This window comes from Methanoculleus horonobensis (assembly GCF_001602375.1).
GTDB classification, from domain to species: domain Archaea; phylum Halobacteriota; class Methanomicrobia; order Methanomicrobiales; family Methanoculleaceae; genus Methanoculleus; species Methanoculleus horonobensis.
Genome location: NZ_BCNY01000014.1, coordinates 340,949 through 365,295, shown reverse-complemented (window position 1 = coordinate 365,295; position 24,347 = coordinate 340,949). Strand labels below are relative to the sequence as shown.

Sequence of the window (24,347 nt, the reverse complement as noted above, 5' to 3'; positions counted from 1 at the left end):
GTAAAAAAGATTCACCGGCCTCCGGCTCACCGCGCAGGGCCGGGTACCATCCTGCCCCCGGACTCGGGCCGGGGAGGCTTGATCCCGAACTCCGGCAGGATGACGTCGTGCGCGAGGTTGATGAACTCTTTCTGCTCCGGGCCGACCTGGTGCAGCAGGACGCTGTCATAGCCCATATCGACGAATTTGCCCACCTTCTCTATGATCTTCTGCGGGTCGGGGCCGCAGAGGACGTTCTTTGCAACATCGTTCGGTGTCACCATCTGCTGCAACTGCTCGAAGTGCGTCGGGGTGGGGACGATCCAGTTCAGCTCCCCTTTGTTCGCAGCCATGGGGAACCACTCGTAGGCCGTCCGCTTCGCCTCCTCAACGCTTCGGCCATAGCAGACCACGGTCTCGATCATGCATGACTTGCCCTCGCCGCCCGAAGCGCGGAACGTCTCGATGACCTCCTCGGGTTTCTGCTCGAAGTGGATGAGCGCGTCGCCGATCTCACCGGCAACCTCTGCCGAGATCGGCCCTTCCGCCGAGATGCGGATCTGGGGGAGCTCGCTCGGCAGTTCGTAGATCTGCGCGTTGTCAAGGGTGTAGTAGATGCCGGAGTAGTCCTGCATGCCCCCTTTCCAGAGCAGTCGGATGATCTTCACCGCTTCGCGGAGCATATCGAGCCGCACCGGTTCAGACGTCGGAAAGACGCCGTTGACGATATGCTCGTTCAAACTCTCGCCCGTCCCGAGGCCGAGCTCGAATCTTCCCGGCATCAGCGTGGCGGCGGTTGCGGCGGCCTGCGCGACGATCGCCGGGTGGTAGCGTATCAGCGGGCAGGTCACGCCGGTGGAGACCTTTACCCGCGAGGTGGCCTGCGATACACCGCCGATGGTGCACCAGGCAAACCCGGCGCGCCCGTGGTTCGAGATCCACGGGAGGTAATGATCGCTGATGCTCAGAAACGAGAACCCGGCATCCTCGGCCAGTCTTGCGTTCTTCACCAGTTCGGGCGCACTGTGCGACTCGGTGAAGAGTTTGTAGCCAATCTCGACCATGTTTCTCTCTCCTCTCGGATTCCCCCACACGTTGGTGCCGGGGTATAGGCGGCGGGAGAGATCGTCACCGGCCTTAAGCGTTGTGTCGATTGGAAAAATGAGGTTTCAGGGGGTCTTTCAGTAGCCCGTCGCGTAGTAGTAGCCGTCCTCCTCCCGGACGCGGACCGGGACGCGGAAGAGGTCGCCGACGGCTCCGTCGGTCAGGACTTCCACCTTCTTGCCGTCCATCCGGACGGCGCCATCCCGCATCAGGACGACCCGGGAGATCTCGGGAATGATGTCGTGGAGGTTGTGGGTCACGAGGATGATCCCGGTTCCCGACCGTGCGATCTTTCGGAGCGTCTTACGGAAGGTGTGGAGCGCGTGCAGGTCGAGGCTGTTCGTGGGCTCGTCGAGGACGAGGGTGCCGGGGTCGTGGACAAGCGCCCGCCCGATCAGGAGCCTGCGTGCCTCGCCAGAGGAGATCTCCGTCATCGGGCGGTCGGCGAGGTGCGCGACCTCGAGGAACTCGAGGATCTCGTCGGTCTTCTGCTCCATCGCGTCCGTCACCTCGTGGGATAAAAAGAGCCCGATGCTCGAGAAGAACCCCGAGAGCACGACCTCGCGGCCCGATATCCTGCGGGTGAAGGTCTGCTGGAGGTCGCCGGAGACAAGCCCGATGTGCGACCGAAGATCGAAGGCGTCCCAGGTCTCCCGGCCCCGGAACCGGAACGTGACGTCCGGGCCCGGCGAGGAGGGGTAGTACTCGCGGGTGATCGCCCGGATGAGCGACGACTTCCCGGCACCGTTCGGCCCGAGGATGGCGATATGCTCTCCCTCGCGGATCGTGAGCGATACAGAGTCGAGGAGTCTGTGGCCGTCCCGGACGACGCTGACGTTCCGGAACTCGATGAGCGGCGGGGGAGAAAGGTGGGCACTGCTGGTCATGCCGGCTGCTCCGTCGGGTGGGGTCTGCGATACGGGGGGCTCATTGAATCTTACCGTTCTGTATGTTGGACGGTTCTCCTCAAAAGGTATGCCCCGTCATCGTGGGGAACCGAGCAGCGCTGCAACCCTCTCCGGGTCGTCCGCATAGATCTGGAGGAACCCGGCGGGCTCCAGCCTCACCCAGACGCGGCCGGGATACCGCAGACTGACCAGGGCGCGATAGAGCCACTCCAGCATGAATGCCATCCAGCCGACCGCCAGAAGAACCTGAAAGCCAAGATAGGGATCAGCGACCGAGTCGCCAGGATAGCGCATCAACCAGTTCCCTACGCCGGCAAAGAATATCGCTGCAGTCATGAGTACCAGGAGCAGTGCGGACAACCAGCGGGGTATGGAGAGGTAGGGTCGTTTCACCTCGACCGACCTTACCGTATCCATTCCAAAGGCGAGGGGCCGGGAACGTGGTCTCCGGACGATGACGGAGTTCCCGGAGAATTCTATCATGGTTCGGTAGGGATCGAAGTAGATGCGCCATGCGGCCCACGCCAGAAGGGAAACGGCCAGGAAGGTAAAGGTGAGCCCTGGCCACAGGGAGGGGATCAGGACGGATATCACGAAGAGGAGGAGGAAGGTGAGGACGGCAAACGGCATCAGCACAAAGAAGCGAGGACTGGTGTACTCCACGAACACGTCCTCCACCACCTCCCGGTTGCCGGCCGCCGCCGTCCCGAACCCGACCTCGCCGACCGGCGCGGCGTACCGCCGCCGACCGGTGCCGGCCGCTGCCGCGTTCGGGCACCAGCCCATCCACCGGCGTATCGCTTCAGCGAGTTTCAGCGTCATGCGGATGCCTCCCCGGCGAAGTTTGCGCGGTAGATCTCTTTCCGGTGGAAGAGGTAGATCGCCATGATGATGATCCCGCCGACAAGCGTCGCTGCTCCCCAGGTCAGCGGCTGCCAGGTGACGATATCGCCAAACAGCGTCTCCTTCTCGAATTTTTCCCCGGCACGGATGCTCTGCGCGTCATAATATACGGCGACGGCGGAGAGGAGGATGAGGATCGGGAGGAACTCACGGTCGTACACGACCGGGAGGAGCCAGGCCAGGGCAATGAGGATCAGCAGCATGTTGTCCTGGTAGCCGCTCCGATCGCCGCCTGCGGTGCCGGCGGGCTCCGGGCCGGGGTCTGGCTCCGGCTTCTTTCCCTGCCACGCATCCCCGTAGCCCGCTTCCGCGCTCGTGCGCCGGACGGGCCTGACGGCGTCGGCGTTCGGGCACCAGCCGAGTTTCTTCCTGAGATACTCCATAAAGACCGTCATCAGGAACCCCCCAGAACCCGGGCTACCCGTTCGGGGTCGTCGGTGTAGACGTGGAGGAATCCGGCGGGCTCCAGCCTCACCTTGAGGTAACCGGGATACCCCAGACTGAGAAGGGCGTGATATAACTTCGCTAGCAAATACACCACAAAGCCGGCTGAAAAGAGAAGATGAAACGAGAGATCGGGGTCGACGACCTGGCCACCTAAAAACTGCGTCAACCCCCTCCCTGCGAGGCCGAAGAATATCCCCGCAACCAGGAGAAGAAAGAGCAACGCGACCGCCCAGCGGGGAATGGGAAGGTTTGTCTCTTTCACCTCGACCGACCTGATGGCATCCTTTCCGAAGACGAGCGGTCGGGAATGTGGTCTTCGGACGACGATGGCATCCCCGAAGGACTCTACTACTGTCTGTTTCGTATCGAGATAGAGACGCACCGCGGCATACGTCGTGAAGGTGAGGGCGAGGAGGATATAGAACCCGGAACGCAACTGGGGGATCAGGAAGCCTACTACGAGGAGCCCGAAGAACCCGCCGAGGGCAAGGAGCATCAGCGGTAAGAGGCGGGGACTGACGTAGTCCACGAACACGCCCTCTACCACCTCCCGGTTGCCGTCCGGCGCCGCCCCGAGCCCGATATCGCCGGCCGGCTCGGCATATCGCCGGCGGACGGGCCTGACGGCGTCGGCGTTCGGGCACCAGCCGAGCTTCTTTCGGATATACTCCAGAAAGACCGTCATCCGGCCACCCCCAGCGTTCGGGCCATCCGTTCGGGGTCACCGGTGTAGATTGCGGCGATCTTCTTCTCCGTCGTTATCGTCAGGATTTGCGGGTAATGTGTCCTCACGTAGGTGCGGTAGAAGATCACGGGGAAGAAGATCGCAGCGCCAAGCCCGGAGATAAACCGCATGGAGGTCGGATTTGAGAGTCCATAGTATATACCGCCGGCCGCCGATAGGAAGATCATCGCCAGTGCCCCCACAAGGAGCCAGTAAGGGATGGGGAGTTTGTTCTCCTTCACTTCCACTTTCACGACGGCGTCCTTCGGGATGACGATGGGCCGAAAGAGTCGCGTGATGGTAATCGTGTCCGGGGTGACCTCGACACGGGCTCTTCGCATGACTCCATAGATCTCCATACCGGAGTAAGCCAGTATGATGACCAGCACAAAAAGGCCCACAGCAGGTGCCATAACGAAGAGGCATCCAATGAGGAGAGCGGCGGCAACAAGCAGAATGAAGAGCCTTCCCGGAGTGCCGATCGGGCCGTAGTCCACCAGTGCACCCTCCACCACATCCCGGTTGCCTTCTCTCGCCATACCGACCTCGCCCTCCGGCGCGGCGTACCGGCGCCGGACGGTGCCGGCCGCTGCCGCGTTCGGGCACCAGCCCATCCATCTCCGTATCGTCTCGAAGAACTTCATCATACGCGTTCACCCTCTGTTGCCGTATCCACGGTATACACCGACCCCCACTCCGCGATCATGATCGCCTTGTGCCGGCGCTCCCAGAGGATCGTGAGGCCGTACCAGATCCAGCAGATGAGACACATGCCCAGCACGATCCCGAGAATCCGGTCGAACATCCCGCCCAGAACAAAATACGCCATACCGGTGGCGAGGAGAACGGAGGCCACCGGCACCCTCAGGTACTGGACAATGCGCTGTCTCCGGGTCATGTTGTCCCTGTGGAACTCGCCGGCGGCAACCCGCGCATACCGGGAGCGGTAACTGAGCAGAGAGCCGAGGAGCGCTCCTACCCCGACGGCAAGACCCGTCCACATGGCAAGGTGCCCTGAAGCATCCTCGAACAGAATAAAGAGCGCCGCTGTCGCCGCCGAGAAGGCTACCGCCGTTATCAGCAACTGGTTATGGTAGCGCTTCCACCACCCGGGTTCGACCCGGAGGGGGCCATCCTGCCCCCCCGCCGCCGCGGCCGTCGCCGGCCGCACCGTGAGATCCGGCCGCATCGACGCCTGCATGGGGCACCAGCCAAGATACGCCCGGATCGTCTCCAGGAGCGGCATCATACCATCTCCCGGAGTTTTGTGAAGAGTTCGTCGGCCAGGCGGGTCGGGTCGTCGGTCTTCTCAAGCGCAATCCCCAGTTCGTCCGCGTAGCCCCAGAGGAGCTCGATGCACCGGGCGTACCGGGGGCATGCGCCGCAGTCGCCCTCGTGCTCGTACCAGACCTGCACCCCGTGGTCTGCCGAGACGAAGACGATGGCCGCCGCGTCGAAGGGAACCGAGCGGCCGAAGAGGACGCCAATCTCTGCGTTCATGCGCTCGACCTCGATCTGGTTCGCCTGCGCCATCTCGATGAGCGTCTCCTCGACCTTCCTGTTCATGGCAAGCAGCGCCTTCGAGACCGCCTGGCGGGATATCTTGAAGCGGTCCGCGATCTGGATGTTTACAAGACCGCTCCGCCTGAGCTGCCAGAACGCAAACTGCCTCTCGTCCAGGGATAGGGGCATACGTCAACATAGACGGGTTGACATTATAAATAATTCGGTTTGTCCCTCATCGAACTCACCGCTGGGCCCTTCCATGTGCCGGAGGATACCTGCACCTCACCCGAACCCATCTTCGCCTGAGAAGAGACGTTGCATTGCTATACGGCCGCACAAAACGCAAGCCTTAACTGCCCGGAGATCTTTAGAGTGAGTGGTCACTCTAGAGTGACCGGTCGCTCTGAGGAATGGATCCGTATGACCGAGGAGAGGAACGAAAAGAAAGCAGCCATCGCCGGAGCAGCCGTCAGGCTCTTCACGGAGAGGGGGTTCCACGGCACCCCGACATCGCTCATCGCGCGCGAGGCCGGCGTCTCGAACGGGACGCTCTTCCATTACTTCCCGAAGAAAGAGGAACTCATCAACTTCGCCTACTTCGAGGTTAAAAGCCGGATGGTGGAGGAGATCGGCAGGGGAGTCGACGGGGAACAGGCGAACAGGGAGAAGATGCGGAGATTATGGCGCAACGCGGTTCTCTGGGGGGTCGAACACCCCGACGAGTATATGTTCGTCCAGCAGTTCTGCTCGTCCCCGTTCGTCAGGAAACTGCCACCGGAGGAGTTCCTGAAGGACGCCCCGGCCGTCTACGAGATCCTTACCGAAACCCTCGGGAAGACCTGCTTCGAGGGCATGCCGATCGAGGTCGCCTTCTCCGTCATATCCTCTCCGATCGACGCCGTCGTCAGGTCGATCATCAACTCGGGCGGCAACCTTGACAGAGACCGATTGATCGACGCTTCGTTCGAGATCGTATGGAGGGGGTTGACGGGAGAATGACGGAGAGTGCAGGAGAGGAGGAACTGACCATGCTGTATCGGAAGATGGAGAAGACCGGGGACGAACTCTCGGTACTGGGCTTCGGCTGCATGAGGCTGCCGACGAAGGGTATGGGCATCGATGAAGAACGGGCGATACGGCAGATCAGGTATGCCGTCGACCACGGGGTGAACTACCTCGACACCGCGTTGATGTACCCGGGGAGCGAACAACTCCTCGGCCGGGCGCTCGCCGACGGTTACCGGGAGAAGGTCAAACTGGCGACGAAACTGCCGCATATGCTCGTTACGTCACGCGAGGATATGGACAGGATGCTCGATCTCCAGCTCAGGACTCTGAAGACGGACCATATCGACTACTACCTGATTCACAGCCTCACGAGCGGCGAAGGCTGGAAGAAGATGAACGACCTCGGGGTCGCCGGGTTCCTCGATGCGGCAAAGGCGGACGGCCGCATCGTGAACGCGGGCTTCTCGTCCCACTGCGGCGTCGAGGCCTTCAAGGAGATCGTCGACGGCTACGGCTGGGACTTCTGCCAGATCCAGTACAATTATTTAGACGAGACGAACCAGGCGGGAACCAAGGGGCTCATGTATGCGGCTTCAAAGGGGCTCGGCGTCGTCATCATGGAGCCGCTCCGGGGCGGCTACCTTGCGAGGGACCCGCCGGCAGAGGTACGGGCGGTCTGGGACGAGGCCGACGTGAAGAGGACTCCGGCCGAATGGGGCCTCCGGTGGGTCTGGAACCACCCCGAGGTGAGCGTGGTTCTCTCGGGGATGAACGACGAGCAGCATATCGAGGAGAATATCAGGATCGCCGGCGAAGCCCACGCGAACTCTCTCACCGAGAAGGAGCTTGCGATCGTCGGCCGGGCGGCGGAGGCTTACCGCAGCCTGAACCGGGTGGGCTGCACCGGGTGCCGGTACTGCATGCCCTGTCCGGCGGGCGTGAACATCCCCGGATGCTTCGAGGCCTACAACACCGATGGTGGAACGCTCCAGTCGAAGGTGATGTATCAACTCCGTATCGGCGGGAAGATGGACGGGGCGGAACCGGCGTATGCGTCGTTATGCAAAAACTGCGGCAAGTGCGTGAAGGTATGCCCGCAGCATCTCCCCATCCCGGAGCATCTCGCGGAGGTCGCGAAGGAGTATGAGACCGTCGGCGCCCGGTTCATCGGGAGCGTGACGGAGTACGCCCTCAGGCTCATGCGCTGGAACACGCTGAGGAAAGCCTGAACCGGCACGGATCAGAATATTAATCCCCGCTGCCCCGGACAAACCCATATGGACACAGCACTGCGCGACGCCTACACGCGGCTCCACGGGAAGTACTTCCCGGGAGCGGAACTCCCGATCGCCTTCGAGGTCGGGGGTTCGACCGACGGGGTGGAGGAGGCCCCCGCCCCGAAGGGCTGGAGGTGCTTCGTCTGCGACCTTGTAAAGGTACGGAACGGCAAAAGCCTCGCCTTCTCCGAAGACTCCATCGGATGCCGCGGGGGGAGGTTCTACCTCGGCTACGACGCCGAGCGGTTCCCCGACTTCCGCTACTTCCTCTCCTGCGGGAAACCCGGCGAGATGGAGGGGGAGCGCTACAAGCAGACGCCGGAGATCGTCGACGAACTCGACCGGGGAACCGCCCGGATACCCATGAAAGGAAAGAGCATCGTCTTCAAGCGCTGGGACAACCTCACTGACGCGGACAACCCCGACGCCGTCGTCTTCTTCGCCCGCCCGGAGGTGCTCTCCGGCCTCTTCACGCTCGCAAACTTCGACCAGAGCGACCCGAACGGCGTCATCTGCCCGTTCGGCGCCGGGTGCAGCTCGGTCTTCTACTTCCCCTGGCTCGAGCAGCAGAGCGAGAACCCAAAAGCGGTGCTCGGGATGTTCGACCCCTCGGCACGGCCCTGTGTCCCGCTGGACGTCCTGACGATGGCCTTCCCCATGAAGAAGTTTACAAAGGTGGTCGGCTTCATGGAGGAGAGTTTCCTCATCACGGGGTCCTGGGAGAAGGTGATGAAGAAGATCGAGCGGAGCGACAGACTGTATTCACCTAAAAAATGACCGGGTAGTGGAGATCACCCGAGCGTCCGGTCGAAAATGCTGCGCATTTTCTCCAGCTCCTGCTGGGCGCTTGTCGGAAACACCAGTCGCTGGTCGAAAATGCTGCGCATTCTCTCCAACTCCTGCCGGGCGCTTGTTGGAAACACCAGTCGCGGGTCGAAAATGCTGCGCATTTTCTCCAGCTCCTACCGGGCGCTTGTCGGAAACACCAGTCGCGGGTCGAAAATGCTGCGCATTTTCTCCAGCTCCTGCCGGGCGCTTGTCGGAAACACCAGTCGCCGGTCGAAAATGCTGCGCATTTTCTCCAGCTCCTGCCGGGCGCTTGTCGGAAACACCAGTCGCCGGTCGAAAATGCTCCGCATTTTCTCCAACTCCTGCCGGGCGCTTGTCGGAAACACCAGTCGCGGGTCGAAAATGCTCCGCATTTTCTCCAGCTCCTGCCGGGCGCTTGTCGGAAACACCAGTCGCGGGTCGAAAATGCTCCGCATTTTCTCCAGCTCCTGCTGGGCGCTTGTCGGAAACACCAGTCGCTGGTCGAAAATGCTGCGCATTTTCTCCAGCTCCTGCTGGGCGCTTGTCGGAAACACCAGTCGCCGGTCGAAAATGCTGCGCATTTTCTCCAGCTCCTGCTGGGCGCTTGTCGGAAACACCAGTCGCTGGTCGAAAATGCTGCGCATTTTCTCCAGCTCCTGCCGGGCGCTTACGCGCCCGCCAGTCGCTGATTGAAAAAACCCGCCATCTCCGAATAAGCGCTCTCTGCGACAGGCGTCTCCACCAGCTGCCCGCCCTCGCCGATCATGAACCCGTGCGGCTCGCCCTGGTAGACCTTGAGCTCGAAGTACTTCCCGGCCTCATCGAGGTCGGTCGCATACCGGTAGATATCCGCCACCGGGCTCGGCTCGTCCGCAGTGCCGTGGATGATCAGCATCGGGTCGGTGATGTTCTCGATGAACTCCGCCGGGGGAGTCCCGTTCGCCTGCCCGCCGGAGTAGGGGAAGCCGTACCAGGCGACACCTGCACTGAACTCCTCGATCCGGGGCAGGAAGAGCATCGTGTAGCGTCCGCCCGCGCAGAACCCCGTCAGGCCGATGCTGCTCTCGTTGACCTCCGGCCGGGTTCCAAGATACGCGACCGTATCTCGAACCAGCGCCTCCGTCACGTTGTCCGCCGGCGCCTCTTCGAAGGTCTGCCACTCAGGGGCGATGACAACGAACCCCTCTGTCGCCAGGCGGTCGGCCATGACCCGGTAGCCCTCCTCCAGGCCGTTGAAGGAGTGGATCAGCACCACGGCAGGATACGGGCCGCCGTCATCGGGCATCGTGATGTAGGCCGGATAACTCTGGCCGCCGCTCTGGATGTTCACCGTCGTTGCGTTCCGCACCCCGGCAGTCCCGACATCCGCGGCGCCCGCACTGCCGACGAGGAGGAGCAGGGATACGACCGCTGCAAGCAGGATCACACTTCTCATGAATCTCCCTCCATCCAGGGGTGCACTCCCCATCCTGCTCAGGTCATATAACGGTGTCGCCCGGCAAAAAAGAGATGATCAGATAAGTTCCCGGATCTCTGCAAACGTTGCATTCTTCGGGACCCGGACAGTGCTGCCGGTGTAGTTCAGCCCGCCGGTCGCGCGGAGTTCATCCAGTTCGTAGACCCGCGGCCCGTACTGGTACCCGGTCTCGTTCAGCCACCACGCCGGGTACCCGGGCTCCTCGACCGCCTCCGTCGCCGGGTCGGTGATGAGGCCGTTCGAATATGTGACGATCAGCGTGCCCGTGAGGGCGTGCCACTCGTCGATGATCTCATCGCCCCGCGTGACCGTGACGTTCGTGAGGAGACGTGCCGCCCCTTCATTGTCGCCGGCGGCGATGAGGTCGGCCGCCGCTCGGTCGGTCTCCTGCACGAGGGCTATCGATTCGGCCTCGAGCTCGCCCTGTTTTGCGGTGATTTCGTCGATCATCGCGTCGTAGCGGAGCATGGCCCAGTTCGTCACAAGGTCGAATGTCCAGTACGCGGTACTGCTATCATATGTTAACCGGTCGCCGGCCGCGTACGCAGCGGATACGTTCGTTGCGCCCGCATAGATCGGTGCATAGACCGTCTCGTACGCGACCGCCGGACCGAACCAGAGCACGCCTCCCACCGGATCGGGGAGGGAGGAGCGTGCCTGGGCGACGTAACTGTAACTGCAGAAGACCGCCGAGACCGGCCGCGGGTTCGCCCCGGCACGGACCTCCATGTACGACGCGTTCTGGAAATCCGTGTGGCTGTCGTCGGGCCCTAAGTAGCGGTACGGGTTCCCGAACGGCCCTGCAGCCTCGCCGGTAGAGAGGTCGAACCCGGTTCCCTCGTAGTGGTCCCGGAAGAGCGAGAACGCCCCGGTGAGGTTGACCTTCTCGTCGGGCGTGATGGTGAACGGGTACGCCTTCGTGTAGGAGTTCTCGACGTACGGGCTCAGGTTGAGCGACGGGGCAAGCCGGTCCTGGATGCGCCAGACCCGCATCAGCGAGTAGTAGGGATGCGCATACTCGCCGTAACTGACGGCCTCGAGCCAGTCGAGGGTGCCGTTCGCAGGCGACCATACGCCCGCCTCTTCGAGTTTGGTGAAGAGATCCTTCGAGTAGATCTGGTCGGGGTTGCCGGCAACGATTTCGCGGATCCTGAACTCGTTTGCCGCGACGAAGACCTCTCCGTCGGGGATCTTCTGTGCGACCCAGAGGCCTCCGCCGTCCGCCTCATCGAGGCTCGAGCAGATCTCGATGACCCACGCCTCCTCCGGGTCGGCGAAGATGAGTGTCTCGCCGGTTCCGTAGTAGCCGTAGGTGTCGATCAGGCCGCCGACCAGTTCAACCGCCTCACGTGCTTTCGTGCACCGCTCGAGCGCCACGTTCGAGAGCTCGGAGGAGTAGAAGATCCGCTTTCCTTCGGCTGCACTGAGCTCGACCTTCGCGTATTCGGTGCATTCGGCGGAGAGGAGCTGGTGTTCGTTCATCATACCGTACGACCCGGTGTAGTAGGCGTAGGTGTGCGGCACCTGGTCGATATACCCGAGAACAAGGCCCGAATCGCTGCTGTCCTCGCCTCCCGCCGCATCCGAACCGCTGTCGGGATCGAAGAAGACCGGCCTCTTCTCTCCGGGCGCATGGTCGGCCGCGGGGACGAAAGAGAGGCTGATGTCGTCGATGTTTCTCCAGTCTTTCCCGACACCGTCGTTCGTATGCCCGACATACATCGATCCGTCTTCGGATGCGCCCGGCGTTATCGCAAAGACGGTGCATGCCGCTGCATTCGATACCAGCAGAAGCACGGCGAAGAGACAGAGGAAATTTTGAAGAAAATGAGTCGTACCGATACGCTTTCGCATAAAGGAAAAAGGCAACCCGGGTAGAAAAGCATAGCGGATTTATCGCCGTATCCGGTGCCGCCCCGGGGAAAAACGCTCACCTCAATGCAAGGTTCTTCACGCACCACCCTCACGGCGCCGGCTCCCGGCCTGACGGCTCCTGCCGGCAGTTTACGAGGGTGCGATAACAGATGAAGAATATGAGGATTCCAGAAGGAGGAACGTCCGTTCTTGTGCCGTTGCGGGTACCTAATGCCAAACATTAATTGCAAACCCATCCTAAAATTGGTTCGCAAACAACATCCACCTCAATTTCAGCTCGACATCCTGAAATCCGCCGGATAACCCCACAGTAAGGTGCAGCACCGGGAGCATTCGAGAGGGAAAAACTGCTCCGGGCCGCCGGCGATAACCCCCGAACGAGGCACTGGTTTGCTCTAAGACGCGTTATCCAGAGGAGGATCGAATTTTGATACGCGATCACGAAACACCTAATAAAGGATCTGAAACGACTCAGTACCTGGAGAACCTGATCAGATACGCCAATGCCCCCATCATCGTCTGGGATGCGAGTCTCAGGATAACGCGGTTCAACAACGCCTTCGAGCGGTTGACGGGGCGGGCCGCGGGGGAGGTCATCGGCCGGTCGCCGGAGATCCTCTTTCCCGAAGCCCGGCGTGAAGAACTGATGGTTCTCATCCGCGAGACAACAGCCGGGGAGCGGTGGGAGACCGTCGAGATCCCCATACTCACGGCGGACGGCAGGATCAGGACGGTTCTCTGGAACTCCGCCGCCGTGTACGAAGACGACCAAAAGACGGTCTCCTCGGTCATCGCGCAGGGCAACGACATCACCGAACGCAAGCGGGCCGAAGAGGCGCTGCAGAGAGCGCACGACGAACTCGAGAGGCGCGTCCTGGAACGCACCCTCAAACTCCGGGAGGCGAACGAAGCGCTCCAGACCGGGATTGCTGAGCGCATCGGAGCAGAGGAGGCAGTGAAGGCCGAGCGGAAACGGCTCTACGACGTCCTCGAGATGCTGCCGGTATACGTGATACTCCTCTCACCGGACTACCATGTGCCCTTCGCCAACCGCTTCTTCCGGGAGCGGTTCGGCGAATCCGACGGCCGGTGCTGCTTCGATTACCTCTTCTCGCGATCGGAGCCCTGCGAGAACTGCGAGTCCTACAACGTCCTGAAGACGGGAGCGCCCCACCACTGGGAGTGGACCGGCCCGGACGGCCGCAATTACGACATCTTCGACTTCCCGTTCACCGAAGCGGACGGCTCCCTCCACATTCTTGAGGTGGGCATCGATATCACCAAACGCAAGCGGGCCGAGGAGGCGCTGCAACGGCTGAACGAGACGCTTGAGGAGCGCGTAGCCGAACGCACGGACGAACTTGCGAAGGCCAACGCCATCCTCAACGCCATCTGCGAGAATACACCGGCGCCCATCTACGTCACCGATCACCGGAGCCGTCTTGTGATGTGTAACCCCGCCGTGCTCCGGACAATCGGCAGAACGCACCCCGAAGTGCTCGGGAAGTCGGAGGCCGAACTCTTCGGCCCGGAGGTCGGAGCACCCATCGTAGCCCACGACCAGCGCGTTATGGAGACCGGGATCACCGAGACCTTCGAGGAAGAGATCGGCGACCGGATCTTCTACATGACAAAGACCCCGCTCCGGGACATCCAGGGGGAGATCACCGGGGTCATCGCCGTCGGAACGGAGATTACGGAACTGAAGCGGGCGGAAGCGCAGAAACAGAGACTCCTGGAGCAGTTGCAGCAGTCAGCCGAAGAGATGGAGGTTCAGAACGAAGAGCTGCAGTGCACCACCGAGCAGTTGCAGGAGAAGACCGAAGAACTGGCACTTCTCAACCGGGCCCTGCAGGAGAGCGAGGAGCACTTCCGTTCCCTCATCGAGAACGCATCCGATATCATCCTTCTCCTGGATATGCAGAGACGCATCACCTATGCGAGCCCTTCGGTGAAGCAGATCGGGGGTTATGAGCCCGAGAACCTCATCGGCACGGACGTGCTCGACCTCCTGCACCCCGACGACGTTACAAAGGCCGTAGAAACCGTGAAAACCGGAATGGACAGGCCATCCGCGAGGCTCACGTTCGAGGTCAGGATCAGGGATTCTTCCGGCCGGTGGATCATCCTCGACATCACGGGTGCGAACCTGATCCGGGAAGGGAGCGAGCGGCGATTCATCGTGAACGCACGCGACATCACCGACCGAAAACATGCCGAGGAGGAGCGGAATCGACTGATCGCCAGTCATGAGGAGGCGCACCGGGAGGCGAACCTCTACCTCGACATCATCACCCACGACATCAGGAACGCAAACAATGTATCGAGCATCTACGCCGACCTCATGCTCGATCTGCTCGAGGGCCCCGAGAGAACCTACGCCCAAAAACTCCGCGACAGCATATCGCGGAGCACCGAGATCCTCATGAACGTCTCGACGATCAGGCGCATTCACACCAGTTCGACCGGGTTTTCACCGGTCGACCTCAGCATGGTCGTCAGCGAGGAGGCCGGAAACTTCCGCGGCGCATCGATACGCCGGGAGATTCCGCCGCTCGAGGTCATGGCGGACAACCTCCTCTCCACGGTCTTCATGAACCTCATCGGCAACAGCGTCAAGTTCGGCGGGCCGGACGTGGAGATCGTCGTCCGGGCGGAGGAGCAGGACGGCGAGGTGCTGGTGGCGGTCGAGGACAACGGGCCCGGCGTGCCCGACGACGTGAAGGAGAGACTCTTCCACCGCTTCGAGCGGGGGAAGGCACGGGGGAGGGGCGACGGGCTCGGGCTATTCATCTGCAGGACAGTCATCGAGCGCTACGGCGGGCGAATCTGGATCGATGACCGCGTGCCCGGCCGTCCGGAGGATGGGGCGGCATTCAGGTTCACGCTCAAACCGGCAAACCAGGATCCCACTTCGTGAGCAGAACGGTGCGCCGCCCCGCGGGGATACCTTAATCGCCCGCGACTGCGACACCTGTGCATGAACACCGTCGCAGTCGGCGTCTTTTCCCTCACGCTGCTGACAGGAGCGGTCATAGTGGGAGCGGCCGCAATGGCCCTTGCCGCTCCGCTGTATGCCCTGGCATACCTCGCCGTCGCCGCCCTCCTCATCGGGACGGTCATCGCAGTCTTCTGCACGAAATGCCCGCTCCGGGGGGAGAAGTGCCTCCACATCCTTCCCGGCAGGCTCGCCGCCCTCCTTCCGGCCCGGCGGGGGAAGTATACGGCCGTCGAGATCGCTGTGGTCGTGGCTGCACTCCTCCTCATCGCCGCGATCCCCCAGTACTGGCTGCTCTCGCAGGTTCTGCTCCTTGCACTCTTCTGGGTGCTTGCCGGCACGGGCGTCTTCCTGATCAATCGCCGCGTCTGCCCGGTCTGCGGCAACAGGTGCTGCCCGTTGCGGCCGAAGGAGTGAGGCGCAGAGACCGAGGGATTTCGCGTCCCTGTGCGCACAATCCTCGCCACCCCATTTGGGCATCGGGGGACCGACCCTTTTCCAAAATATCTTAATCCAAACAACAAGCACATTCAGTATGCATCAGCCGGCCGGCAGCGCCTCGCGGCAGCAGTATACCCTGCTCATGGTCTCGATCGCCCTTGCGATGTTCATGACGTCGCTTGACGGCACGATCGTGAACATCGCTCTTCCCACGATATCGACGATCTTCGACCTCCCCTCGACAACGGTCAGCTGGGTTGCAACGGCATACCTGCTGGTGCTGACGGGCTCTATCCTCGTCTTCGGCAAGGTGGGCGACCGGATCGGGTTCAAGACAGTGTTCCTCGTCGGGTTCGGCGTCTTCACGGCAGGCTCGTTCTTCTGCGGATTCTTCCCGGAAGTCTTTGACTCGTTCGAGACGCTGATCGCTTCACGGGTGCTCCAGGCGATCGGCGGGGCGATGATCGCCGCCATCGCCCCGGCCCTGGTCGCGGCGTACCTCCCGATGAAGATGAAGGGGAAGGCGATGGGGGTCGTGACCACGTTCGCGGCCTTCGGGACCGCGGCCGGCCCGGTTCTCGGGGGCATCCTGACGCAGTACCTCTCCTGGAACTGGATCTTCTACATCAACGTCCCCGTGGGCGCCGCAGCCATCCTGCTCGGCTCCTACGCGATACCGGCAGGCGTCACGGCGTCCGGCACGCCCTCGCCGTTCGACCGGCTCGGCGCGGTTCTGATATTCGCCGGGCTTGGATCGCTCATATATGCCGTCAGCCAGGGTTCCGCGCTCGGATGGACCGACCCGACGATCCTTGCGGCACTCGCGGCTGCCGTTATCGCGCTCGGCTACCTCGTCCTCCACGAGCGGAGGACGGCCGACCCGCTCCTCGACTTCCGGCTCTTTAACAACCGCAACTTCCTCTACGTCAACCTCATGCTCGCCCTCGCCTACTTCCTCATGGGCGGCGTCAACTACCTCCTCCCGTTCTTCCTCGAACTGGTGAAGGGCTTCGACCCCTCGACCTCCGGGCTCGTTCTCACCGCGCTCTCGTTCGCCATGATGGCGAGCGGCTTCCTCTCCGGGATGCTCATAAACCGTGTCGGGAACCGGAGACTCTGTATCGCCGGCGCACTCGTCATCTCCGCAGGCTACCTGATGTTCCGGTTCTTCTCGGCGGAGAGCACGATATACTTCATCAGCGGAGCGCTTGCCGCCGTCGGATTCGGGCTCGGCCTCATGCTCTCGCCCGGCACGAACATGGTGATGAACATGGCACCCCGCGACCGGCAGGGCATGGTATCGAGCCTCATCTCCGTGGAGCGCACCGGCCCGATCACCCTCGGCATCTCCTTCATCAGCATGATCTTCGTCCAGGCGATGCTCATGGTCGCGTCGCACCGCCACGTCACGACGTCGTCCCCGGCGGAGATCAGGATAGACGTGCTCGCCACGGGGTTCGACCTCGTCTTCTTCGCCGTCTTTGCCCTCTCCCTCGGCGTCATCGCCCTTGCTCTCTTAAGCCGGGACGAGGTTCATGCCGACAACCTCGAAGAAGAGACACCCGGCATTGCGGCCGCCGGGGCGTGATCCCCGCCCCGCACATTCCGAGAAGAAATGGGCGGGGTTATTTCCCCCGCCGCTTTTTTGACGTATCAGAAGATCACGAAGGCCTGCGTTGTCGCCTGGCAGGTGTTCCCGTCGTCGAGTGTCACGGTCAGCGTGACCGTATAGGTTCCTTCCGCCGCATAGTCGTGGGTGACGTCCTGGCCGCTGCCGGTCGCTCCGTCACCGAAGTCCCATGACCAGGAGGTCACGGAGCAGTCGCCCTGGATATCGGCCTCGCCCTGGAACGAGTTCCCGCTTGACGTGATGCTTGCCGAGCAGGAGCAGGGCTCCGGAGGAGCGGTCACCGTCACATCCGTCGTTGCCTGGCAGGTGTTGCCGTCGTCAAGCGTCGCCACCAGCGTGACCGTGTAGGTGCCCGCCGCGGCGTAGGCGTGGCTCGCGGTCTCGCCTTCACCGGTCGCTTCGTCGCCGAAGTCCCACGCCCAGCCGGTCACGGAACAGTCCCCGTCGATCGCAGCCGAGCCCGTAAAGGCAACCGGCTGCTCAGGTTCGGCCTGGTCGCGGTCTTTCGCGATGCTTGCCGTGCAGGAGCAGTTCTCCTCCGGCAGCGGCGAGACGGTGACGTCACTTGACGTGTTGCACGCCGTGCCGTCGTCAAGGGTCACGTTCAGCCCGACCGTGTAGGTTCCTGCCGTGGCGTAGGCGTGGCTCGCGGTTCCGCCTTCACCGGTCTCCCCGTCGCCGAAGTCCCACGCCCATGCCTGGATGGCGCAGTCCCCGTTGACCGTGGTCTGATCGGTGAAGTCGACCGTCTCGTTGACGACAGGGTTCTCAGGGCTCCAGGTGAAGTCCGCTGCGCAGGAGCAATTGTCGGCGGGAAGCGGTGTGACCGTGATGTCCTCGGACGCATTGCATACCGTGCCGTCATCGAGGGTCACGTTCAGCCTGACCGTATAGGTTCCTTCCGACGTGTAGTTGTGGGTGACGTCCTGGCCGCTGCCGGTTGCACCGTCGCCGAAACTCCAGGCCCACGCATCGATCCCGCAGTCGCCGTCGACCGTGGCGTTCCCGGTGAAGTTAACCGTAGCGTTGACGGCAGGGCTCTCGGGGCTCCAGGTGAAGTTCGCCGTGCAGGAGCAGTTGCCGGACCCGGGCCCAGGCGTCGGTGTGGTGGTCGTCGTGGTAGTCGGGAAACAGACCACTCCCGCAGGGCAGCCGGGCCGCCCCTGATCGGGGCCCGTGCAGACCGGGTAGGCTGCATCGTCTCCGTGGAGTTTGAGGAGGACGAGATCCCAAGCCCCGGTCGAGTTATCGTACCAGGCGACGAGGTCACAGGAGATCGTGGGGTTCATCTGGTCGTAGGTGTCGTTCGTGAGCTGGTACTCTCTGCCCGAGGTGTGGTTGAACAGGAAGATATCCCAGTTTCCGTCTCTATAATCGCTATAGACGATCCGATTGCCGGATATATCCGCGTGTGAGAGGTTATTCGGGTAAACTTCAAGCGCCCGGGTGATGCCGGGCATGCCCGGCTCGCCGCTCATGAAGGTTCCCGACTGAGGAGCTGCGGTGGCGACCACGGCAATCGAGATGACCGCCACAATGAGAACTATCAGATATGTTACAGGTACTCGGGGTTTTCTCATACAATCCCCGAGGGGACTAAACAGCACATAATATATAAATATTATTATAAATTGGCGAAAAACCAGGTTGCACACGGACGGATCCCGGCGGAGATCCCGGGCAACTCGAAGCCGGAACCGGCCGGTGACAGGCCGCATCTCCCGGGGGACATCCTCGCGGAACTACGGCGACAAAATCGCGCCACCCAGGCCCAATAGACGATCCAGCTCCCGAACGGATGCGATGCGGGTGGGATTTCTCTCCGGTCCCGGGCGGCGTTTACGCCCCCCCGCCCGGTGCATCGGGGTCGGGGGGGCCCCCCGGCTCCTCCCGGCTGAGAAGCCTGGTGCGGACGGTATCCGCCAGGTCGCCGGTCGTCAGGAAGAGAAGCGTGTCCTCGGCCTCGATGACGGTGCTCCCCCCCGGGACAAAACGCTCCTCCCGCTTCTGCATCAGGATGATGAGTGCGCCCTTCGGCAACCCGAGCTCGACGACCTGCTTTCCCACTGCCGGAGCGTCGGAGGGGATGACCAGTTCGAGCAGCTCGCTCGGGGTATCGGGATCCACATCGAACTCCCGGGAGAGTTTGCGTGTCTCCTCGAGTGGGGCGGCAAGGCCGAGCCACCGGGCGACGGAGGGGATCGACGTCCCGTGAACCAGCGCCGAGACGAGGACGATGAAGAAGACGAGGTTGAAGATCAGCTCCGCGTTCGGCACCCCGGCGACAAGTGGATAGGTCGCGAGGATGATCGGGACGGCTCCCCGCAGCCCCACCCAGGAGATCAGAGCCTTCTCCCGGATCGGCATCTTCCAGGGGAGCAGCGTGATCATGACGGCGATCGGCCGTGCGATCAGGAGCAGGAAGAGGGCTGCAAGAATGCCCGGAACGGCCACCGGCAGGAGGGACGAAGGGAAGACGAGCAGGCCGAGCGCAAGGAACATCACGATCTGCATCAGCCACGCAATTCCGTCGTGGAACCGGATCAGGCTCTTTTTGTGAACGACGATGCTGTTGCCCATGACCAGTCCGGCTATGTAGACCGCGAGGAACCCGTTCCCTCCGAGGGTCGTGGTCAGGCCGTAGGTCATCAGCACCATCGTGAGGCTGAGCACCGGATACAGCCCCTCGAACTCCAGTTTGAGACGGTTGATGAGGAAGACGACGGCCTGACCCATTGCGTAGCCGAGCAGGCCGCCGACCGCCATCTGCTGCACGAACATCGGGACGACGGTAAACAGCGACGTGCCCGGGATAAGGAGCACCCCGATGATGCCGATGGTGAGCAGGACAGCCACGGGATCGTTGCTCCCCGACTCGAGCTCGAGCAGCGGCCGCAGGTTGCCCTGCAGGCGCGCCCGTGCCGTCCGCAGAACCGAAAAGACCGCTGCCGCGTCGGTCGACGCGACGACCGCACCGAGGAGGAGGGCCGTCAGCGGGGAGAACCCGAGGACCAGGACGGCGAACCCACCGAGCAGGGCTGCGGTCAGAATAACGCCGACCGTGGAGAGGGCGACTCCCTGCCAGAGGACAGGCTGGATCTGCTCCCACCGGGTGTCGAGACCTCCGGAGAAGAGGATATACGCAAGCGCGATGATCCCGATGATCTGCGCAATCGCAGGGTCATCGAACGGAATGCCGCCGGGACCCTCGGAACCCGCGAGCATCCCGACGACGATGAAGATGAGGAGAGCGGGAACGCCCAGGCGCTCCGAGAACTTGTTTGCAACGATGCTGATCAGGAAGAGCAACGCTACGCCGACGAGAATGAGTTCGAGGGTGAGTATCATCAGTGCATATGAATCATGCTTGCGGCGCCTTAATATTGACTCTTTGATCGTTCGAACGGGCATCCTTGTACGTTCTGCCTTCAGAACCCGGCCGGCGACACCCCCGCCTTCTACCCGCCGACGGAGTATGAGACGCACGTCATGCCGCCTCCGCCACGTATCGCGGGATTAATATAGTTTCCGTTAGAACTCTCACTCAGGATGACAGAATCCCCGGTTTTACCCAGGCACCTGAGCACCGTACTCCTGCTGACGGCATTGGTCTTCCTCATCATCGGGATCCAGGCAATCGGGTACATCATCACCATCATCGCCGTATCGGTGATCCTCGCCATGATCGTGTATCCCGCGACGAGAGCGCTCCGATCGAGGGGATTGCCCGAGATCGCCGCCGTCGGCGCGGTCACCATCGTTGCCGGCCTTGCCGTTCTGCTGATGTGCTACCTCGTCTTCTTCTCGTTCGAGAACCTGGTCTCGGCCATCCCCCTCTACCAGCGGGAGTTGACCGCCAGGCTATCGGAGATCATTGCCCTCTTAGACAGGTACGGGATCGAGACGGGGTCGTTCACACCGTCTTCGGTGAACCTGCAGGGATTCGCAGGATTCCTCTCCTCATCGGCTATCAGTATCGCGGATCTCCTGCTCTACCTCTTCTTCATAGTGGTAACGACGATCTTCACGCTCTTTGAGGCGCCGCGGATGCCCGGACGCATACAGAGGGTGTTGAAGAGAGACGAGGCCGCTGAGGCGTTCTCCCGCATGAGCCGGTTCCTGATCGACTTCGTCATCGTCAGAACCGAGGCAAACCTCGTCCACGGCTTCCTCTTCGGCGGGTTCCTCTGGGTCATGGGGGTACACGCGGCCGCACTCTGGGGCGTGCTGACGTTCCTGCTCTCGTATATCCCTTACATCGGCCTGGTCATCGCTGCGCTCCCGGCGATCTTCTTCGCCTGGCTCCAGTTCGGAATCTGGGGCGCGCTCGCGGTGATTGCAGCCGTCGTGGTTCTGAACATGCTCGTAGAGAACCCGATCTACGCGCACTTTGCATCGCGGCGTTTCGATATCCCCGCCCTCGTGGTCATTCTCTCGGTCATCTTCTGGGGATGGGCGCTCGGCGTTGCCGGGATGATCTTTGCCGTCCCGCTCACCCTCATCGTCCTGATGGTCTTCCAGGCGAGCCGCGACTGGGCCTGGGTGAACACGCTCCTCGGCGTCGATCACCTCTTTACGGGCGAGCGAGTGCCTCCTGCGGAAACCCGGGAAATTGACACGCCGCCGGCGAGGTAGGAGAAGAAGACCCCCATTTTTTGCGCAGTTGCCGCTCCGGAAGGTTGATACCTTCTTCCCGCAACCATCTCATCCGGGAAGAAAGAATGCTGCATACACGCGAGCTCATCCGAAAGATCTGGGATGCACAGGGGTACGGGAACCTTGCCGTCTGGGGCGACGGGACGACCGTCGTCATCGCCCCGGGCGAGAAACCGGAGAGAAGCGGAGAAGCGCCGCTTGCTATCTTCAAGCCCATCCCCCTCGTGGCGGGGTTTCCGATGCTCGACTTCGCCACTCACGACACCGCTCTCCTCGAGCATATCGAGGCGACGATCCGGGAGGCGGGAGGCGAGATCGAGCGGGAGAACTGAAGACGTTCCGGCTTTTAACCGCAACTGAAAAAGAGATCGGGTTTTCGAGCGATTCCGGAAAGGATCACTCCGTCGTCTTCCCGTCGAAGTGCTCTTCGTGCGCCATGGCCTCTTCGCGGGTCTTTGCCACGACCTTGTCCTGGTGCTCCGGCGGGGAGTAGATCGTGTAGAGTTTGAGGTCGGCGGTCTTTGAGGTGTTTATCACGTTGTGGTTCGCGCCGTTCGGCACGACCACGGCGCTGCCGTCCTTGACGGCGTGCTTCGTGCCGTCGATCACGACAACCCCTTCCCCTTCCTCGAACCGGAAGAACTGGTCGACGTCGTCATGCACTTCCGCACCGATCTCCTCACCGGGCTTCAGGCGCATCAGCACGAGCTGGCTGAAATTGCTCGTATAAAGGACCCTGCGGAAGTCGGTGTTCTTTACGGTTTCTGTCTCGATATCGATTGAGAATCCTTTCTTCATTTCCAAAACCTCCTGATGAGGGGTGCTGTAGGGTAGCAACAGTATCTCTTGTGGTGCCCCCGGTATTTAATCGTTAGGTCATCCCGGGGGATCGTTTGTGAAACGGCCCCCGGGCAACCCTCACCGGGCGACAATGGCCCCGGTTCAACGATCTCGACCGGCCGGGGGTAGTGCGCCGGATCCGCACGTTTGCCCGGGTTCGGTTCGCTGCCGCAATCGGTCGCCGGCAGGTTCCGGGCCGTGAAACTCGTGTCATCTCTGACCCGGGGCAGTGACACCGGCGACCGTCACCCGGAACGTTGATGGGGCAGGTGAAAGAGATCTTTCAGGATAAGACCAGAAACTAGCATGACCCTTCCTGCTGCATTCTACGAACGCGACACCGTGACCGTCGCAAAGGACCTGCTGGGATGCCTGCTCGTCCACCGTGAAGAGACGACGACGGCCGGACGGATCGTCGAGGTCGAGGCCTACCTCCGGGGTGACCCGGCGGCCCACTCCTACCGCGGCGTGACACAGAGGAATCGGGTTATGTTCGGCCCGGCAGGCCACGCTTACGTCTACCGGATCTACGGCCTGCACACCTGCGTCAACGTCGTGACGGGAGCAGAGGGCGCGGGGGAGGCCGTCCTCATCCGGGCGCTCGAGCCGGTCACCGGGATCGACCTCATGCAGGCGCGGCGGGGGACGGACGACCCCCGTTCGCTCGCAAGCGGCCCGGGCAAACTGACGCAGGCGCTAGGCATCACCATGGACCTGAACGGAACCTCCCTTCGCGACGGCCCGCTCCAGGTCCGGTCGCCCGCGACACCGCCGGAGTTCCGGCCGGAAGATATCGTGCAGACGACCCGGGTCGGGATCACGAAGGCGGCGGACCTCCCCCTCCGGTTTTACCTGAAGGGGAGCCGGTACGTCTCGCGACGGTAAGGCCGGGCCCGTGGCCGCGGCCCATCCCGGAACCCCGGCGCTGAGCCGTCCGCTCACCCTCCTCCGCGACCCTCCCGCTGATCAGGATGGTGTGCTCGTTGACCGGGATCTCCTTTCCCGAGCGTTCCAGTGCCTGATCCACGACGTACCGCACCCCACTGCAGCAGGGAACCTCCATGTGCAGAACGGTGATCGAGCGGATGGCATGCTGCGAGAATATCTCCGCGAGTTTGGTGACGTAGCCCTCGACGTTTGAATCCAGTTTCGGGCAGAAGAGGATCACGATCTTGTCGCGGAGAAAGTCACGGTGGAAATCCGCGTATGCAAAAGGAACGCAGTCCCCGGAGACGAGGAGATCCGCGTCGTCGAAGTACGAGGCTGCGGGGTTGAGGAGCTGCAACTGGATCGGCCACTGCCGCAGTTCCGATTCTATTCGTCCGGCACGCTCTCCCTCAGTGGTCTCCCTTCGCGGAAGGCTTCTTGCGGCGGAGCCCGGGCACGCGGCACCGCCGCCCGCGGTTCCGTGCTCGGGAACCGGGATCCCCTTCGTATTCAGGTACTCGACGGCCTCGCGGTACAGCCCCTCCTCCCCGTGACCGAGGAGGTGCTCGAGGTGCGCCCTGATGACTCCTTCTCCCTGGGGCACGATCTTCTCCATCACCGCCCTTTCGTCATACGGCCCGGCCTCCCGTTCGACGACGCAGATCGCCCCCTCCGGGCACGTCCCGATACAGGCGCCGAGCCCGTCGCAGAAGAGATCGCTCACGAGCCTTGCCTTCCCGTCGATGATCTGAAGCGCTCCCTCCGGGCAGTCGGGTATGCAGAGCCCGCACCCGGTGCACTTCTCCTCGTCGATATCGATGATTTTTCGCTTCATTC

At 62.3% G+C, this 24,347-nt stretch carries 25 protein-coding genes; 9 read left to right on the top strand and 16 right to left on the bottom strand.

The window, feature by feature from the left end:
• Positions 1–26: 26 nt before the first annotated feature.
• From MCUHO_RS06870 to MCUHO_RS06835, 8 genes are all read right to left on the bottom strand, one after another.
• On the bottom strand, positions 27–1,043 hold the full coding sequence (locus MCUHO_RS06870) for a TIGR03557 family F420-dependent LLM class oxidoreductase (RefSeq protein ID WP_067075660.1): 1,017 nt from the start codon (positions 1,041–1,043) through the stop codon (positions 27–29).
• Positions 1,044–1,160: 117 nt separating this feature from the next.
• Positions 1,161–1,970: an ABC transporter ATP-binding protein gene (locus MCUHO_RS06865; protein WP_067075658.1), complete on the bottom strand. Its 810-nt coding sequence runs from the start codon at positions 1,968–1,970 to the stop codon at positions 1,161–1,163.
• Between the two features lie 96 nt (positions 1,971–2,066).
• A complete protein-coding gene (locus MCUHO_RS06860; protein WP_067075655.1) occupies positions 2,067–2,813 on the bottom strand; it encodes a DUF1673 family protein in 747 nt (248 codons plus the stop codon).
• Positions 2,810–3,289, bottom strand: coding sequence for a hypothetical protein (locus MCUHO_RS06855; RefSeq protein ID WP_011843763.1), 480 nt, complete (start codon positions 3,287–3,289; stop codon positions 2,810–2,812). Before MCUHO_RS06855 ends, MCUHO_RS06860 begins: the two co-directional genes overlap by 4 nt.
• Complete coding sequence (locus tag MCUHO_RS06850; RefSeq protein WP_067075653.1) at positions 3,289–4,026, bottom strand: DUF1673 family protein; 738 nt, start codon at positions 4,024–4,026, stop codon at positions 3,289–3,291. The genes MCUHO_RS06855 and MCUHO_RS06850 overlap by 1 nt, the downstream gene beginning before the upstream one ends.
• On the bottom strand, positions 4,023–4,712 hold the full coding sequence (locus tag MCUHO_RS06845; RefSeq protein WP_067075645.1) for a DUF1673 family protein: 690 nt from the start codon (positions 4,710–4,712) through the stop codon (positions 4,023–4,025). The genes MCUHO_RS06850 and MCUHO_RS06845 overlap by 4 nt, the downstream gene beginning before the upstream one ends.
• A complete protein-coding gene (locus MCUHO_RS06840; RefSeq protein WP_235808194.1) occupies positions 4,709–5,314 on the bottom strand; it encodes a DUF1673 family protein in 606 nt (201 codons plus the stop codon). Before MCUHO_RS06840 ends, MCUHO_RS06845 begins: the two co-directional genes overlap by 4 nt.
• Positions 5,311–5,757 (bottom strand): hypothetical protein, encoded by a 447-nt coding sequence (locus tag MCUHO_RS06835; RefSeq protein WP_067075642.1) that lies wholly within the window; start codon positions 5,755–5,757, stop codon positions 5,311–5,313. The genes MCUHO_RS06840 and MCUHO_RS06835 overlap by 4 nt, the downstream gene beginning before the upstream one ends.
• A gap of 234 nt (positions 5,758–5,991) precedes the next feature.
• Here MCUHO_RS06835 and MCUHO_RS06830 point away from each other — a divergent pair, with 234 nt between their 5' ends.
• The 3 genes from MCUHO_RS06830 to MCUHO_RS06820 are packed head-to-tail and all read left to right on the top strand — an operon-like array spanning position 5,992 to position 8,633.
• On the top strand, positions 5,992–6,570 hold the full coding sequence (locus MCUHO_RS06830) for a TetR/AcrR family transcriptional regulator (protein ID WP_067075639.1): 579 nt from the start codon (positions 5,992–5,994) through the stop codon (positions 6,568–6,570).
• A gap of 29 nt (positions 6,571–6,599) precedes the next feature.
• Positions 6,600–7,808, top strand: coding sequence for an aldo/keto reductase (locus MCUHO_RS06825; protein ID WP_067076219.1), 1,209 nt, complete (start codon positions 6,600–6,602; stop codon positions 7,806–7,808).
• 48 nt (positions 7,809–7,856) lie between these two features.
• Positions 7,857–8,633 carry a DUF169 domain-containing protein gene (locus MCUHO_RS06820; protein WP_067075636.1) on the top strand — a complete coding sequence of 259 codons (777 nt, stop codon included), beginning with the start codon at positions 7,857–7,859 and terminating at the stop codon, positions 8,631–8,633.
• Positions 8,634–8,647: 14 nt separating this feature from the next.
• Here MCUHO_RS06820 and MCUHO_RS12760 read toward each other — a convergent pair whose 3' ends face one another.
• From MCUHO_RS12760 to MCUHO_RS06805, 4 genes are all read right to left on the bottom strand, one after another.
• A complete protein-coding gene (locus MCUHO_RS12760) occupies positions 8,648–8,806 on the bottom strand; it encodes a hypothetical protein (protein WP_161485886.1) in 159 nt (52 codons plus the stop codon).
• Between the two features lie 12 nt (positions 8,807–8,818).
• A complete protein-coding gene (locus MCUHO_RS06815) occupies positions 8,819–9,310 on the bottom strand; it encodes a hypothetical protein (protein WP_067075632.1) in 492 nt (163 codons plus the stop codon).
• Between the two features lie 23 nt (positions 9,311–9,333).
• Positions 9,334–10,101 (bottom strand): dienelactone hydrolase family protein, encoded by a 768-nt coding sequence (locus MCUHO_RS06810; RefSeq protein WP_067075629.1) that lies wholly within the window; start codon positions 10,099–10,101, stop codon positions 9,334–9,336.
• Between the two features lie 78 nt (positions 10,102–10,179).
• The gene (locus tag MCUHO_RS06805) at positions 10,180–11,940 is read right to left on the bottom strand and encodes a dipeptidase (RefSeq protein ID WP_235808193.1); all 1,761 of its coding nucleotides are present in this window, start codon (positions 11,938–11,940) and stop codon (positions 10,180–10,182) included.
• A gap of 505 nt (positions 11,941–12,445) precedes the next feature.
• Between MCUHO_RS06805 and MCUHO_RS06800 the strand changes: the two genes are divergently transcribed.
• The 3 genes from MCUHO_RS06800 to MCUHO_RS06790 all read left to right on the top strand — a co-directional run bounded on the left by MCUHO_RS06800 (position 12,446) and on the right by MCUHO_RS06790 (position 17,045).
• A complete protein-coding gene (locus MCUHO_RS06800) occupies positions 12,446–14,938 on the top strand; it encodes a PAS domain S-box protein (RefSeq protein ID WP_067075623.1) in 2,493 nt (830 codons plus the stop codon).
• A 60-nt stretch (positions 14,939–14,998) separates the two neighbouring features.
• Positions 14,999–15,433: a hypothetical protein gene (locus MCUHO_RS06795; RefSeq protein ID WP_067075616.1), complete on the top strand. Its 435-nt coding sequence runs from the start codon at positions 14,999–15,001 to the stop codon at positions 15,431–15,433.
• Between the two features lie 118 nt (positions 15,434–15,551).
• Positions 15,552–17,045: a DHA2 family efflux MFS transporter permease subunit gene (locus MCUHO_RS06790; protein ID WP_067075614.1), complete on the top strand. Its 1,494-nt coding sequence runs from the start codon at positions 15,552–15,554 to the stop codon at positions 17,043–17,045.
• A gap of 65 nt (positions 17,046–17,110) precedes the next feature.
• On the opposite strand, the gene MCUHO_RS06785 is transcribed toward MCUHO_RS06790, so the two are convergent.
• Together MCUHO_RS06785 and MCUHO_RS06780 are read right to left on the bottom strand one after the other, a co-directional pair.
• Positions 17,111–18,622: a PKD domain-containing protein gene (locus MCUHO_RS06785; RefSeq protein WP_067075612.1), complete on the bottom strand. Its 1,512-nt coding sequence runs from the start codon at positions 18,620–18,622 to the stop codon at positions 17,111–17,113.
• Positions 18,623–18,926: 304 nt separating this feature from the next.
• Positions 18,927–20,435: a potassium/proton antiporter gene (locus MCUHO_RS06780; protein WP_067075610.1), complete on the bottom strand. Its 1,509-nt coding sequence runs from the start codon at positions 20,433–20,435 to the stop codon at positions 18,927–18,929.
• A gap of 201 nt (positions 20,436–20,636) precedes the next feature.
• On the opposite strand from MCUHO_RS06780, the gene MCUHO_RS06775 reads away from it, so the two are divergent.
• Entirely contained in the window at positions 20,637–21,722 is a 1,086-nt protein-coding gene (locus tag MCUHO_RS06775; RefSeq protein WP_067075607.1) for an AI-2E family transporter, read from the top strand.
• 86 nt (positions 21,723–21,808) lie between these two features.
• Positions 21,809–22,075: a hypothetical protein gene (locus MCUHO_RS06770; protein WP_067075603.1), complete on the top strand. Its 267-nt coding sequence runs from the start codon at positions 21,809–21,811 to the stop codon at positions 22,073–22,075.
• Positions 22,076–22,139: 64 nt separating this feature from the next.
• Here the strand turns inward: MCUHO_RS06770 and MCUHO_RS06765 are convergent, their stop codons facing one another.
• Entirely contained in the window at positions 22,140–22,541 is a 402-nt protein-coding gene (locus MCUHO_RS06765; RefSeq protein WP_067075599.1) for a cupin domain-containing protein, read from the bottom strand.
• A 348-nt stretch (positions 22,542–22,889) separates the two neighbouring features.
• On the opposite strand from MCUHO_RS06765, the gene MCUHO_RS06760 reads away from it, so the two are divergent.
• The gene (locus MCUHO_RS06760) at positions 22,890–23,468 is read left to right on the top strand and encodes a DNA-3-methyladenine glycosylase (RefSeq protein WP_067075596.1); all 579 of its coding nucleotides are present in this window, start codon (positions 22,890–22,892) and stop codon (positions 23,466–23,468) included.
• Here MCUHO_RS06760 and MCUHO_RS06755 read toward each other — a convergent pair.
• Positions 23,401–24,345, bottom strand: a complete 945-nt coding sequence (locus MCUHO_RS06755; RefSeq protein ID WP_067075591.1) for an ATP-binding protein — start codon at positions 24,343–24,345, stop codon at positions 23,401–23,403. The two genes, MCUHO_RS06760 and MCUHO_RS06755, sit on opposite strands and share 68 nt — an antisense overlap.
• Positions 24,346–24,347: the final 2 nt, after the last annotated feature.

Coding starts and splice junctions, on each gene's coding strand:
- MCUHO_RS06870 (WP_067075660.1), bottom strand. CDS start 1,043: ATGGTCGAGATTGGCTACAAACTCTTCACCGAGTCGCACAGTGCGCCC.
- MCUHO_RS06865 (WP_067075658.1), bottom strand. CDS start 1,970: ATGACCAGCAGTGCCCACCTTTCTCCCCCGCCGCTCATCGAGTTCCGG.
- MCUHO_RS06860 (WP_067075655.1), bottom strand. CDS start 2,813: ATGACGCTGAAACTCGCTGAAGCGATACGCCGGTGGATGGGCTGGTGC.
- MCUHO_RS06855 (WP_011843763.1), bottom strand. CDS start 3,289: ATGACGGTCTTTATGGAGTATCTCAGGAAGAAACTCGGCTGGTGCCCG.
- MCUHO_RS06850 (WP_067075653.1), bottom strand. CDS start 4,026: ATGACGGTCTTTCTGGAGTATATCCGAAAGAAGCTCGGCTGGTGCCCG.
- MCUHO_RS06845 (WP_067075645.1), bottom strand. CDS start 4,712: ATGATGAAGTTCTTCGAGACGATACGGAGATGGATGGGCTGGTGCCCG.
- MCUHO_RS06840 (WP_235808194.1), bottom strand. CDS start 5,314: ATGATGCCGCTCCTGGAGACGATCCGGGCGTATCTTGGCTGGTGCCCC.
- MCUHO_RS06835 (WP_067075642.1), bottom strand. CDS start 5,757: ATGCCCCTATCCCTGGACGAGAGGCAGTTTGCGTTCTGGCAGCTCAGG.
- MCUHO_RS06830 (WP_067075639.1), top strand. CDS start 5,992: ATGACCGAGGAGAGGAACGAAAAGAAAGCAGCCATCGCCGGAGCAGCC.
- MCUHO_RS06825 (WP_067076219.1), top strand. CDS start 6,600: ATGCTGTATCGGAAGATGGAGAAGACCGGGGACGAACTCTCGGTACTG.
- MCUHO_RS06820 (WP_067075636.1), top strand. CDS start 7,857: ATGGACACAGCACTGCGCGACGCCTACACGCGGCTCCACGGGAAGTAC.
- MCUHO_RS12760 (WP_161485886.1), bottom strand. CDS start 8,806: ATGCGCAGCATTTTCGACCCGCGACTGGTGTTTCCAACAAGCGCCCGG.
- MCUHO_RS06815 (WP_067075632.1), bottom strand. CDS start 9,310: ATGCGCAGCATTTTCGACCAGCGACTGGTGTTTCCGACAAGCGCCCAG.
- MCUHO_RS06810 (WP_067075629.1), bottom strand. CDS start 10,101: ATGAGAAGTGTGATCCTGCTTGCAGCGGTCGTATCCCTGCTCCTCCTC.
- MCUHO_RS06795 (WP_067075616.1), top strand. CDS start 14,999: ATGAACACCGTCGCAGTCGGCGTCTTTTCCCTCACGCTGCTGACAGGA.
- MCUHO_RS06790 (WP_067075614.1), top strand. CDS start 15,552: ATGCATCAGCCGGCCGGCAGCGCCTCGCGGCAGCAGTATACCCTGCTC.
- MCUHO_RS06780 (WP_067075610.1), bottom strand. CDS start 20,435: ATGATACTCACCCTCGAACTCATTCTCGTCGGCGTAGCGTTGCTCTTC.
- MCUHO_RS06775 (WP_067075607.1), top strand. CDS start 20,637: ATGACAGAATCCCCGGTTTTACCCAGGCACCTGAGCACCGTACTCCTG.
- MCUHO_RS06770 (WP_067075603.1), top strand. CDS start 21,809: ATGCTGCATACACGCGAGCTCATCCGAAAGATCTGGGATGCACAGGGG.
- MCUHO_RS06765 (WP_067075599.1), bottom strand. CDS start 22,541: ATGAAGAAAGGATTCTCAATCGATATCGAGACAGAAACCGTAAAGAAC.
- MCUHO_RS06760 (WP_067075596.1), top strand. CDS start 22,890: ATGACCCTTCCTGCTGCATTCTACGAACGCGACACCGTGACCGTCGCA.
- MCUHO_RS06755 (WP_067075591.1), bottom strand. CDS start 24,345: ATGAAGCGAAAAATCATCGATATCGACGAGGAGAAGTGCACCGGGTGC.